The organism is Alienimonas sp. DA493, assembly GCF_043951915.1.
Classification (GTDB): domain Bacteria; phylum Planctomycetota; class Planctomycetia; order Planctomycetales; family Planctomycetaceae; genus Alienimonas.
Genome location: NZ_JBINJD010000148.1, coordinates 1 through 12,407, shown reverse-complemented (window position 1 = coordinate 12,407; position 12,407 = coordinate 1). Strand labels below are relative to the sequence as shown.

Annotated in this window: 9 protein-coding genes; 4 read left to right on the top strand and 5 right to left on the bottom strand. The window is 72.0% G+C overall.

Features of this window, described 5'->3' with window-relative positions:
- The 3 genes from ACG2DA_RS18070 to ACG2DA_RS18060 all read right to left on the bottom strand — a co-directional run.
- Positions 1 to 182: type II secretion system protein (locus ACG2DA_RS18070; RefSeq protein ID WP_395257391.1), on the bottom strand; the 182-nt coding region annotated here is incomplete at its 3' end.
- 338 nt (positions 183 to 520) lie between these two features.
- On the bottom strand, positions 521 to 4,408 hold the full coding sequence (locus ACG2DA_RS18065) for an AAA family ATPase (RefSeq protein WP_395257389.1): 3,888 nt from the start codon (positions 4,406 to 4,408) through the stop codon (positions 521 to 523).
- 164 nt (positions 4,409 to 4,572) lie between these two features.
- Positions 4,573 to 6,804 carry a flagellar basal body P-ring protein FlgI gene (locus tag ACG2DA_RS18060; protein ID WP_395257387.1) on the bottom strand — a complete coding sequence of 744 codons (2,232 nt, stop codon included), beginning with the start codon at positions 6,802 to 6,804 and terminating at the stop codon, positions 4,573 to 4,575.
- 173 nt (positions 6,805 to 6,977) lie between these two features.
- On the opposite strand from ACG2DA_RS18060, the gene ACG2DA_RS18055 reads away from it, so the two are divergent.
- Complete coding sequence (locus tag ACG2DA_RS18055; RefSeq protein ID WP_395257385.1) at positions 6,978 to 7,499, top strand: hypothetical protein; 522 nt, start codon at positions 6,978 to 6,980, stop codon at positions 7,497 to 7,499.
- A gap of 5 nt (positions 7,500 to 7,504) precedes the next feature.
- Here ACG2DA_RS18055 and ACG2DA_RS18050 read toward each other — a convergent pair whose 3' ends face one another.
- The gene (locus ACG2DA_RS18050) at positions 7,505 to 8,140 is read right to left on the bottom strand and encodes a methyltransferase domain-containing protein (RefSeq protein WP_395257383.1); all 636 of its coding nucleotides are present in this window, start codon (positions 8,138 to 8,140) and stop codon (positions 7,505 to 7,507) included.
- A 38-nt stretch (positions 8,141 to 8,178) separates the two neighbouring features.
- Between ACG2DA_RS18050 and ACG2DA_RS18045 the strand changes: the two genes are divergently transcribed.
- The gene (locus tag ACG2DA_RS18045) at positions 8,179 to 8,718 is read left to right on the top strand and encodes an O-acetyl-ADP-ribose deacetylase (RefSeq protein WP_395257381.1); all 540 of its coding nucleotides are present in this window, start codon (positions 8,179 to 8,181) and stop codon (positions 8,716 to 8,718) included.
- An 18-nt stretch (positions 8,719 to 8,736) separates the two neighbouring features.
- Here ACG2DA_RS18045 and ACG2DA_RS18040 read toward each other — a convergent pair whose 3' ends face one another.
- Positions 8,737 to 9,162 (bottom strand): hypothetical protein, encoded by a 426-nt coding sequence (locus ACG2DA_RS18040; RefSeq protein WP_395257379.1) that lies wholly within the window; start codon positions 9,160 to 9,162, stop codon positions 8,737 to 8,739.
- Between the two features lie 544 nt (positions 9,163 to 9,706).
- Between ACG2DA_RS18040 and ACG2DA_RS18035 the strand changes: the two genes are divergently transcribed.
- A complete protein-coding gene (locus ACG2DA_RS18035; protein WP_395257393.1) occupies positions 9,707 to 10,759 on the top strand; it encodes a hypothetical protein in 1,053 nt (350 codons plus the stop codon).
- Between the two features lie 92 nt (positions 10,760 to 10,851).
- Positions 10,852 to 12,309, top strand: a complete 1,458-nt coding sequence (locus ACG2DA_RS18030; RefSeq protein ID WP_395257377.1) for an aldehyde dehydrogenase family protein — start codon at positions 10,852 to 10,854, stop codon at positions 12,307 to 12,309.
- Positions 12,310 to 12,407 lie beyond the last annotated feature (98 nt).

Below are 12,407 nucleotides of genomic sequence, written 5' to 3'. Positions count from 1 at the left end.
GCCAGTCCGATCTGCTTGAGATTGTTCTGGCACTGACTTTTGCGGGCGGCCTCGCGGGCCTGCTGGACGGCGGGGAGCAGCAGGGAGACGAGGATCGCGATGATCGCGATCACCACCAGCAGTTCGATCAGCGTGAAGCCGAGGCGGCCGGAACGGCCGCGGGGCGTTTGCGAGAGGTGCAAGACGTTCTCCTGGGAATGAGGAGGAGAGGGGAGAGGGGGAGTTCGTCCCGACGTCGCCGCCCCACCCACTTAGGCCCCCGAGTCAGGACTCTTCAGTATCTTGCCCGGTGAAGTTCCGTGAGGGTGTCGGTGAAATTCCTCTGAAAAGAAAAAAATCGGGAAATTCCCGGTGTGCGCCTCCTGTGCCCGTGTGATCGACCCCATTTTCAGCGCCGATGCCCGCAGAGCCGGCAGCGCAAAAGAGAACGGCTCCGTGACGCAGCGTCTGGCGAGGCGCCGCGACACGCCGCGAGACGTCCGACCAAGGAAACTGCCCCGGGTTCGGGCAGGCCAAGAACTTAGGCGGCGCGGCGCAGTTCCGGAGCGGCCGCGTCGTCCGGGGCGGCGTCGGCGGGGGCTTTGAAGTGGCCGTCGTCGCCGACGTCTTCGAACCGCACCGTCAGCCGCTTGGAGACGCCGCTCTGCTGCATCGTCACGCCGTAGAGCACGTCGGCGTCGCACATGCTCGGCTTGCGGTGGGTGACCATCAGGAACTGCGTTTCCTTCTTGAAGTCGGCCATCACCCGCAGGAAGCGGCCGATGTTCGCCTCGTCCAGGGCGGCGTCCACCTCGTCGAAGATGCAGAAGGGACTCGGGTTGCTGCGGAAGATCGCCAGCAGCAGGCCGACGCAGACGATCGTCTTCTCCCCGCCGGAGAGCAGCGAGATGTTCCGCGGCTCCTTGCCGGGCGGACGGGCGAAGACCTCCACGCCGCACTCCAGCGGGTCGTTCTCGTCCTCCAGCCGCACGTCCCCCTCGCCGCCGCCGAACAGCTGGCGGAACAGCGTTTGGAAGTGCCCGCGGATGTTGGCGAACGTCTCCAGGAACAGCTCCTTGCTCTCCCGGTTCACGCGGCGGATGAGGTCCTCCAGGAGCCGTTTGGCCTCCACAAGGTCGTTCAGCTCCCGGCTGAGCCGGCCGTGGCGTTCCTCGAGCTCCTCCAGCGTGGCGAGGCTGTCCGGGTCGACGGCCCCCAGCGCCCGCAGCTTGCCGCGGAGGGCGTCCACGCGGCGGTTCAGCTCCGCCCGCTCGTCGTCCAACTCCGGCAAATCCGTAGGGTCCGCTGTGCGGACCGTTTCTGACGGCTCCGAATCATCCGAATCGGTCCGCTCAGCGGACCCGACGGCGCCGGCCCGTTCCTCCGCGAGTTCCCGCAACGCCGACGGACCGCCGTCCTCCGGCGGGACGGCGGCGACCTCTTCCAACTCGATCCCGTACTCCTCGCGCAGCCGCTCCGCGGTGGCGGAGAGGCGGGCGGCGCGGTCCCGCAGACCGTCCTCGGCGGCCCGGGCGGCGTCTTCCAACGCTTTGCGGCGGCTCTCGACCTGCTGCAAGCGGCCGGCGTGGGCGCGGCGGCGCTCGGCGAGTTCTTCCGCCTCCACGGCGACGGCGGCGGCCTGCTCCGTCAGACGGTCCCGCTCGGAGATGCGTTCGGCGGCCCGGGCGGCGGCGTTGAGGGACGCCAGCGTCGCCTGCGTGCGGCGGCGGCGGCCGGCGGCGCGGCGCTCGTCCGCCTCCCGCAGGGCCTCCCGCTTCGCCGCCACGTCCCGGATCAGCCGGTCGTGGGCGGACCGCAGCCCCCCGGCCCGTTCCTCGGTCTTGGCGAGGTCCAGTCCAGCGGCGGCATGCGCGTCGCGGTCCGCGGCGAGGGCGGCGTCGGCGGCGTCCGCGGCGGCGGTCTGTTCAGAAAGGACCGCTTCCGCGGCGGCGAGGGCGGCGGCGGCCTCGGTCGCGGCCTCGGCGGCGGCGTCGGCTTTGGCGGCCCGCTCGTCCCGGCGGCCGGCGGCGTGGCGGGCTTCCCCATGGGCGGCGTCCCGGCGGTCGCGGGCGGCGTCCCGCAGGTCCGCGGTGCGGTCCCGGTCCCGGTCCGCGGCGGCGAGGGCGGCGGCGGCCTCCTCCTTCTCCTTCGTCGCCCCCTCCAGCGCGGCCTCGACCTCCGCCAGCTTCTCGCCCAGCGCCTCCCGACGCTCCGCCCCGCCGGCGGTCGCGGCGGCGGTCCGGTCCAGCTCCGCCCGCAGGCGGCGGCGCTCGGCGACGCGGGTCAGCAGCGCCGCCTCGCCCCGCGGCGGGCCGACCACCAGTACCCCGTCCGGCTCCAGCAGTTCCCCCCCGCGGGTGACGAACCGCCGCCCGCGGCCGGCACCGGCGGACAGCTTCGCCGCGTCCGACAGCGTTTCCACGACCCACGTGTCCCCCAGCAGCCGCTCGGCCAACTCGGGGTAGGCGTTGCCGGGCGCGACGAGGTCCACGGCCGGGCCGACGACCCCGGGCAGGCCGCCGAGGTCCGACGAGGGTGGGGGAAGGGGGGAGGAGGACGGGGGGAACGACGCGGCGCCCGGGCCGCGGCCGCGGGTGTCGATCAGCTTGAAACCGCGAAGGCCGGAGGCGTCGTCCGGGTTCGACGGGCCGGGCGGTGTTCCTATTTCGGCCCGCCGGGAGAAATAGCCGACGCGGCTGCGGTATTCGGCGCTGTGGCGTTCGAGGTGGGGGAGCAGGGCGTCGAAGTCGTCGATCACCACCAGCGAGGCCCGCTCGCCGAGGGCGACCTCCAACAGGGCGGCGTCGTCCAGGTCGCAGTCCAGCAGCTCCGCGACCGTGCCGCGGACCAGCGACCAGGGCGGGGCGGTGGCGGCCCGGGCGCGGCGGAGCACCTCCCGCAGGGCGACGCCCACGCCGTCGCCGCGTTCGTCCAGTTCGTCGAGCACCGCCAGCCGGGCGGCGCCGGCGCCGTGGCGCTCGCGCAATTCCGACAGCCGGCGGGCCAGCTTTTCGCGGGCCTTCAACAGGGAGGACCGCACCGCGTGCAGGTCCGCGAGGCGGCCGGCGGCGGCGCGGAACCGCTCCCCGGCGGCGGCGGCCACGGCGGCGGCCTCGCTGGCGGCGGTCTGGGCGGCGGCGAGGCGGCTTTCCTCCTGCTCCAACCGGGCTTCGGCCTCGGTCTGGGCGACCTCCGCGGCGGCGGCGTCGGCCCGCAGGCGGTCCCGTTCGGCGGCGGCTTTGTCGGCGGCCCGCAGCGCCGTCAGCCGGGACTCCCGCAGCCCGGCCAGCTCGGCGCCGGCGGCCTCGGCCTGCTCGCCGCGAACCCGCAGGTCCTCGGCGGCGGCCTGATGGGCGGCGGAGCGTTCGGCGAGGTCGGCGTTCGCACGTTCCAGCAGCGCCGCGTCCCGCTCCGCCTCGGCGGCGGCTTCGGCAAGACGAATCGCGGCGGCGGTGCGGTCGCGGTCCAGCCGGGCGGCTTCGCCCTCCTGCTCGGCGAGCCGATCCCGGCCGGCGGCGGCGGCGGCGAGGTCCGCGGCGAGTCCGCTGCGGACCGCCTGGGCCGCGGCGTCGGCCTCTCGACGGCGGGCGTCGGCGGCGGCGAAGGCGGCGTCCAGCTCCTCCCCGGCGGCGGACAGTTCAGCGATCTCCGCCGCGAGGGCGGCGGTCTCCCCGTCGTCTCCCCCCGCGTCGGCGCGGGCGGCGGCCCGGTCGGCCGCCAGCGCCCGCCATTCGTCGGCGGCCAGCCCGATCCACCAGCGCCGCAGTTCGGCGTCCAGCCGCTTCCACTCCCCGGCCTTCTTCGCCTTGGAGCGGGTGGAGGCGAGTTGGGCCTCGACCTCGTCGGTCACGTCGGTGAGCCGGAGCAGGTTCTGCTCCGTGCGGGCCAAACGGCGCTCGGCCTCGTCCCGCTTCGCCTTGAACCGGCTGACGCCCGCGGCTTCCTCGAACACCGCCCGCCGGCCGGCGGCGTTCGCTTCGAGCAGTTGGGCGACGCGGCCCTGCTCGATGATCGCGTAGGTCGCCCCGCCGGCGCCGGTGCCGGCGAACAGGTCGCGAACCTCCTTCAGCAGGGCGGTCTTGCCGTTGAGCAGGTACTCGCTGTCGCCGTTCTGCCAGACCTTGCGGCCGACGGAGACGTCGCCGCGCTCCGCCCCGGGCAGCCAGCCGCTTTTATTGCAGAAGGTGAGGGTCGCCTCGGCGCTGCCGGCGGCTTTGCGACCGGCGGAGCCGTTGAAGATGACGTCCGTCATCTTCTTGCCGCGCAAGCTCTTGGGGCTCTGGTCGCCCAGAATCCACTTCACCGCGTCGATGACGTTCGACTTGCCGGACCCGTTGGGGCCGACCACGGCGGTCACGCCGGGGTGGAACTCGAACCGGGTGCGGTCCGCGAACGACTTGAAGCCGGCCAGTTCGAGGGAGCGGAGCATGAGCTGGTTTCACCACGAACCCGAAGCGTGAGCGAGGGCGTCGGCCGGAAGCCGACGCCGCTCGCCATTCGGTTCCCTCGCTGACGCGTCGGGTTCGTGGTTCCTTTCTGAAACCGGCTCTTCGACAGGGCGGGGCGGGGCGGCGCCCGGAGCGGCGAACGCGTTCACTCGACGTCCGTCCCCCAGTCTTCCTCGGACAGGTCGTCGCCGCCCCAGGCGTCGCCCACGCCGCGGAACAGCGCCTTGAACTTAGAGCCCACGCCCGGCTCCGGTTCCGGGTTCGGGTTCAGGTCGACGGTGGCGACGCGGCGGGGCTTGGCCGGGGCGGCGGCGTCGTCGGCGGCGCCTTCGTCACCGGCGTCGGCGTTCGCGGCGTCGGCGTCCAGTTCCCCGGCTTCCTTCGCCTCCTCGGCCTGGACGGCGGGATCGTCCTCGTCCGGTTCGAACTGGTCGACCGCGAGGGGGTCCTCGGGAGCGGCGGAGCCGCGGTACAGGTTGGGCGTGAGCCCGCCGGCGCCGACCGGGGCGCTGCCGCCGGTCTCGCCCTTGCGGCGGTAGACGCGACCGCCGGTGGGCAGGGCGTCGATCGCCAGCTGGCCGGGCAGGTTGTGCTGGGCCTCGGCCTGCTGGAGCATCCCGGCGACGTCCGGGTAGGAGGCGCCGAGCTCCACGCAGGCGGCGATCACGTCGGCGATTTTCGTGCTCGTCTCCCGCACGTCCTCGCGGCCGGGGGCGATCAGGGAGACCGTCACCGTGTCGCCCCGCGGCGGGCAGCCGATCAGCAGCCGGCCGGCCCGCAGCGTCAGCGGGGCGATGAACCGCTGGTTCGGGCCGAACAGCACGACCTCGGCTCGGCGGTTGTGGTTGATGTGCACCAGCGGCTCCGGGGCCTCTTCAAGGGCGGCGACCTCTTCGAGGCTCTGCCCGCCGTCCACCCGGACGGGGTGGAGGTGGAACAGCGGCGGGCCGGACGGTTCCCCGGTGATCGGGTCCGGCGCCCGCATCGGGATGTGGTTCAGGTAAGCGTCGTCCGGGGCGACGCTCCAGAGGGCGCGGAAGGCCCCGTAGCGGGTTTCCGGCAGCGGGTCGGCGAGCAGCCGGCGGAGTTGGCCGGCGGCCTGCGGCCCGCCGGCGGCGGCGAGGGCGGCGAGGGCGTACACGCGGAAGGCCGGTTCGTCCCGGGCGGCGTCGTGCAACACCTCCAGCCCGTCGCTGCGGCCCAGATAGGCCAGGGCGACGGCGGAGTGAAACCGCACCTCCTCGTCGGCGCTTTCCAGACCGCGTTTGAGGACCGGCGTCGCCTCCTCGCCCACGGCCTCCAGGCGGATCGCCGCGACCTCGGCGGTCGGGCCGTACATCAGGTCCTCTTCCAACTGTTCGATCCGCAGCCGCCGGGCGACCGGGTTCTCGTACATCGCCACGCTGTCCACGACCCGCAGGAAGCGGGGGAAGTCCTCCTTGTAGATGTCCGGCACGTCGAGCGTGATTTTGACGTCGGTGTGGGCCTTGGCGACGGACTCCTCCACGCCGCCGGCGCCGCGGTGATGAAACCGCTTGCCGATCGCGCTGACGACTTTCTGCACCATGCGGGACTGCTTGTAGCGGTGGTGCATCCGCATCTCGAGGGCCCGGCCGACCTTGGTGATGCCGCCGCCGAGCACCTTGCCGCGGGAGAGGCTGGCCCGGCGGGTGGACTGGTCGTCGCTGGCCCGCACCAGCACCGGCCCGGTGGCGGTGGCGAGCGTTTTGCCCTCGCGGAAGGCGCCGCCGAGGGTGGCGCCCTCGGTCAGGTCGCACTCCAGCAGCCAGCCGCCGGAGAGGTCGGTGGCGTTGGAGCCGGGCGGGATGCGGACTTCCACGTCCAGCGGTTCGCCCTTGTCGACCAGCGGGGGGATGTAGGCGGTGACGACGACCAGGGCGGTGTCGTTGCGGGCGAGCAGGTCCTTGCCGCCGGTCACGCCGCGCTTCTTGATGTCGTCCAGCAGGCGGGTGCGGAACTCGCCCGGCACCGGGTTGCCGCCGGTGCCCTGCAGGCCGGTGACCAGGCCCACGCCGGTGACGACCACCGCGTTGCGGCCCGTCACGCTGGTGTATTGGCCCACGTATTTTGTGTCGACGGTGACGCTGGAGTCCTTCAACCCGTCCCAGGCCTCCTCGGCTTCCTTCGCGGCTTGATCTTCGGCGAGGGGATTGAGGGCGGCGAAGGTTTCGCCGTCCGGCAGGGAGAGCACGGCGCAGCCGGGCAGGGCGGCGAGGGCCGCGGCGGCAAGCAGCCCGCAGACGGCCGCGGCGGCGGTCAGCGAGGACCGGGCCGTCCGCAGCGGGGCGTCTCCGGCCGCGGTCCGGGCCGAAGCCGTCGGCGTCGGGGCGGCGGGTTGCGCGGCGGGGCCGGCCATGTCGGAACCTTGACGAACGGCGGACGTCGACCGGCGCCGGGGGACCGGCGGCCGGAGCGACGGGGCGAACCTTGGGGAGCGGCGGGTCCTAGGTCGGACCGGCCGGCGCGGTCAACGGCGGCCGCCGAACCCGCCCGTTCGCCCGACCGTCCCCGCCTCGCTAGCTTGCCCCGATGGTCTGGCGGCCCGCCCCCCCGCTCCGGTTCCTCAAACCCGCGACCGCCTGCCGCCGCTGCGGCGCAGAGCTGAACGGCGAACGCACCTTCACCCTCTGCGAACGCTGCGACGATCCGGCGTTTCTCTTCGCCGGTCCCGACGAGCAAGAGGACCGCACGCCGGACGCGCAGGTTGCGGCGAACCGGCTCGCCGGGCGGCGGTACGCTCACTACGCCGCGGTCCTCGCCGCCGCGGAGGCCGCTGGTTGGACGCTCTACCGCTCCGAACGCAGCGCCCGCAGCCTGAGCCTGTACCTCGAATACTGGCGGCCCGAGGCCTCCGCCGACCCGACCGCCTACCGCAAGGTCCGCGTCAGCGACCACGACCGCCGCCCGAAGCACGGCGGAGTCGGCTTCGCCGAAGATTGGGCGGATTTGTCGGGCGAGTTCCTGTTCGACCCGTCGCTTTCCGGCCCCGCCGCCGCGGAGGCGTTGGGAGAGATCAGAGAGGAGGCCGCCCGGCTGTTCGCCTGGTCGTGAAATCCTCAGCCGGGCTTGCGACCGGAGACGGTCGCCAACCCCCACAGCCAGCCGTGCCGCCAGCGGTCGAGGCGGACGTCCGTCAGGCCGGCGTCCCTCAGGGCCTCGGCCATCGCTGTCGCGGAAAGAACCCGCCCCAGTGGGCGCCGCGTGAGCCGCAGCCAGGCGACGACGCCGCGGGTGGTCAGGGCGCCGCCGTCCCAGTCCGTCCAGACGACGGTTCCCCCCGGCCGCACGACTCGGGCCAACTCCCGCACGCCGGCGGCGGGGTCGTCGGCGTAGTGCAAGGAGGAGTTGGTGACCGCCGCGGCGAAGGCGGCGTCCGGGAAGGGGAGCGCCGTCGCCTCGCCCCGCACCAGCGACGCGGCCGAAAGCCGACGGCGGGCGACCGCCAGCATCTCCGCGGAGCGGTCCAAGCCCACGCCGGCCGTCGCGGCGGCCGGCGTCAGCCGGGCCAAAAGCGCCCCGGTGCCGCAGCCGACGTCGAGCGCCCGCCCCGGCTCGTCCCCCCGGTCCCCCGGCGCCCGGTCCCGCAGCGCCCGGAGGGTTCGCTCGGTCGTGGCCCGGTTGTAGGCGGCCCAGTCCTCGTCATAGTCCGAGGCGAGGGCGGCGTATTCTGCGTCGACCGCGGCGCCGCTCATCCGGTTCTCTCCCAGGTTCTCTCGCCCGCCCCGCTGTGATGTCTGCGACCGATCGTATCCGCGTCGTCGTCGGCGACATCACTAAAGTGGCCGTCGACGCTGTGGTGAACGCGGCGAACGAGCGGATGCTCGGCGGCGGCGGGGTGGACGGGGCGATCCACCGGGCCGCGGGACCGAAGCTGCTGGAGGCCTGCCGGGCCGTGCCGGAGGTCGCGCCGGGCGTGCGGTGCCCGACCGGGGAGGCGCGGGTCACGCCGGGCTTCGAGCTGCCGGCGGAGTGGGTGATTCACACCGTCGGCCCCGTCTGGCGGGGCGGGGGACAGGGCGAGCCGGAGCGGTTGGCCGCCTGCTATCGCAACGCGCTGGCGGCGGCGGAGGAGCAGGCGTGTCGGTCGATCGCCTTCCCGGCGATCAGTTGCGGGGTGTACGGCTACCCGCCGGAGCGGGCGGCGGAGATCGCGGTGCGGGAGGTCGCCGCGTTTCTCGCCGAGCACGAACGGCCCGCCGAGGCGCTGCTGGTCGCGTTCGACGAACCGGCGGCGGAGGTCTTGCGGACCGCTCTCGCCGGGGCGGAATGAGCCGGGAGGCGGATCAACTCAGCGGGCCAGGGCGGTCGTGCGGGCGAAAAGGTCTTCGTCGTCCGGCTCCCGGTAACCGGGCTGACCCTCGGGCGGCAGTTCGATGCGGCCCTCGTGCACGAGTTCGTAGACCCCGTCGCCGACCGGGGCGGCGAACTGGCGGAACCAGATCATCGCGGCGACGTTCGGCTGCGGATTGTACAGCCGCACGTCCACGCCCTGCTCCTGCCAGTCGTAGAGCATCCCGAAGAAGCCGCTGGGGATGTATTTGACGTGCGAGAGGTCCACGCCGACGGCGCTGCAACCCTGCGTGGTGATCAACAGGCTGAGCGACTCGCGGAGCAGCGACAGGTCCGCCCCGTCCCAGATGTCGATCCGGCCGAGGTCGAGGACGTGAAACCCCTCGCGGTCGTCGATCGTGATGCGGTCGAAGCGATTGGCCATGGGAACCGGTGGTTCGGAGGAAGGCGTGGTTCGGAAGGGTGCTACGCAAATCCGCAACTCGCGGGCCGATCCCCCCATTTTCGCCCGTCAGGAGCGATAAGTCACTGCCCTGTTTCGTCTTACGGATTTCTTTCGCGACTGTGGGGTGAATCGGAAAAAGGGGGCGTGTGCGGTTTCTGCAACGTTCGGATCGGCCTCTGTTGCGTTTTGGGGACACCCCTGCGGCGGGGCGGGGCGGGGGCTCGGTGGCCGACGGCGGGGGGTTCTCTAGAATCCCGGGCCCGGATCGCTGTGCATTGATCCCGGCCCGTCCTCCCGTCCGTTCGCCTGTTTTTGAGAGTCCGCCCCCGTGAGCGCCGCACCGTCCGTCGAGCCGACCACCGCCGCGGGCCCGGATCATCAGGTCGGCATCGGGGTGCCGAACGCCGTGACGGAGCTGCCGTCCCCCGACAACCCGGAGTGGGTGCATCGGTTCTATTTCGACCCGAACAGCAGCGACCCCGCCGGGCCGGCCCCGGAGGACGCGGTGAAGAAGTGTCGGGCGATGCTCGACGCCCACGTCCGGGCGATGGTGAAGTGGCACTTCAGCCCGGAGACCGGCAGCCCGTTCTGGCTGGAGAAGGCCGAGAGCTACGACTTTGATCCGCTGTCGATCACGGACTTCGAGGGGCTGAAGCAGTTCCCCATCTTCGAGGACGACTGGCTCCGCGGCGGCCCGGTCCGCCGCTGGCTGCCGAAGGGGTTGGAGGGCAAGCCGCTGTACGTCTTTGAAACGGGCGGCACCACCGGCACCCCCAAGAGCCGCCTCGTCGCCGAGGATCACTGGATCGACTACGAGCTGTTCTCCGACACCCTGCCGGAGGACAAGTTCCCGATGGGCAGCGACTGGCTGATGCTCGGCCCGTCCGGCCCGCGGCGGCTGCGGCTGGCCGTGGAGCACCTCGCCCAGTACCGCGGCGGACTCGCCTTCTGCGTCGACCTCGACCCGCGATTCGTCGTGAAGAGCCTCAAGGCGGGCAAGACGGAGGTCGCCAAGGATTACCAGAAGCACGTCATCGATCAGGCCTGGATCGTGCTGACCAGCGGGCACAACGTGAAGTGCCTGTTCACGACCCCCAAGCTGCTCGAAGCCCTGGCGATGCGGGCGCTGGACGAGGGAACGAGCCTCGCCGAACTGGGCATCACCGGCATCTTCGGCGGCGGCACGGAGTTCACCCCCCAGTGGTACAAATTCGCCACGGAGGAACTGCTGGAGGGCAACGTCTACCTCACCCCCACCTACGGGAACACGCTGATGGGGCTGGCCTGCGGCAAGCCCTTCGCCGCCGAGGACAACTACAAGATCACCTACTACGCCCCGGTGCCGCGGGCCGTCACGGAGGTGGTCGACTTTGACGACCACACCAAGACCGTCGACTACGGCGCCACCGGCCGGGTGAAGCTGTACACCCTCACCCCGGAGTTGTTCATCCCCGGCTTCCTGGAGCGGGACGAGGGCGAACGCGAGAAGCCCTGCGGCAAGTACCCTTGGGACGGCGTCAGCGGCGTGCGGCCCTATCACGTCTTCGCCAAGAAGACGACCGTCGGCGTGTATTAGACGACCCCGACGGCGGTCGCCCCGAACGGCCCCGGGGCGCGCCGCCCGCCCCGGCCAGACGCATCTTAATCTTTCCAGACGCACAGCCTCCCATGCTCGAACTGCCCGTTCTCCGCTTCGGCACGCCGTACGAGTCCCTCGAAAAGACCCAGGTCAAAAACTTCGAGACCGGCGAGGTGCTGGCCGAGGTGCACCAGGCGAACGCCGGCGTCCTCCGCATGGATATGCGCAAGGCGAAGAACGCCCGGGCCGCCCTGCGAAAGATCGCCCCGCACGATTTGGTCAAGATGTGCGGCGAGGCCGGCGAGTATTACCTCAACGGCACGCTGGAGGTCGGCACCGGCACGCAGTCCCAGGACGACTTCTGCGAACTGCAATCCGCCAGCACCGGCCTGCCGGTCGAGATGTGCCGGGCGAACATGCACAAGGCGGCGTTCGTCCTGAAGGAGATGGACAACATCCTCGACGCCCTCACCCGCGGCCTGCCGCTGGACGTGTTGGCGAAGGGCTACGGCGTGGAGGACCGCGGCGTCACCGTCAGCTATCAGGCGAACAGCCCGGTGCTCGGCTGCGTGCTGCCCAGCAACAGCCCCGGCGTGCACACCCTCTGGCTGCCGGTGATCCCGATGCAGATCGGGCTCGTCCTCAAGCCCGGCTCCACCGAACCGTGGACGCCCTACCGCATGCAGGCCGCCTTCAAAAAGGCGGGCATCCCGGCCGAGGCGATCGGCCTGTACCCCGGCCCGCACGAGGTCGGCGGGGCGATCACGGAACTCTGCCAGCGGGCGATGATCTTCGGCTCCCAGAAGACCGTGGAGCAGTACGCCGGAAACCCGAACGTGCAGGTGCACGGCGCCGGGTTCAGCAAGATCCTGTTCGGCGAGGACAAGATCGACGACTGGGAGCAGTACCTCGACCTGATGGAGACCAGCGTCTACGCCAACAGCGGACGCGGCTGCATCAACGCCAGCAGCATCTACGCCCCCCGCCACGGCGCCGAGATCGCCGACGCTCTCGCCCGGCGTCTCGCCAAGCACGAGCCGAAGGCGATGGCCGACCCGGACGCCGGCCTCTCCGCCTTCACCACCGAGGGCGTCGCCGAGGCGGTCTCGGAGATGATCGACGACGAACTGAAAACGCCCGGCGCCGAGGAAGTCACCGCCAAGTACCGCAACGGCGAGCGCCTGGTGAAGAAGGGCTCCCACGACTTCCTGAAGCCCACCGTGATCCACTGCGACAGCCCGGACCACCCGCTGGCGAACGCGGAATATATGTTCCCGTTCGTCTCCGTGGTGGACTGCCCGCAGAAGGACATGATCAAGAAGATCGGCTTCACGCTGGTCTGCACGGCCCTGACCGACGACCCGGACTTCCGGGCCGAACTAATGGACGCCACGCACATCGACCGGCTGAACATCGGCCCGGTGCCGACGATCGCCCTGAACTGGCTCCAGCCGCACGAGGGGAACATTGTCGAGTTCCTCTATCGGGCCCGGGCCTTCCAGACGGAGGCACCCACGCCGGTCGCGAAGCAGTTGGAAACGGCGTGAGACTGCCGGCTCGTCCCGCGGGGCGAGTCGTCGCCGCCGGCGCGCGTGATCGCCCGGCCGTGCGACCGGCCGGCGCACGAACAGCGGCCCGGGGCGAG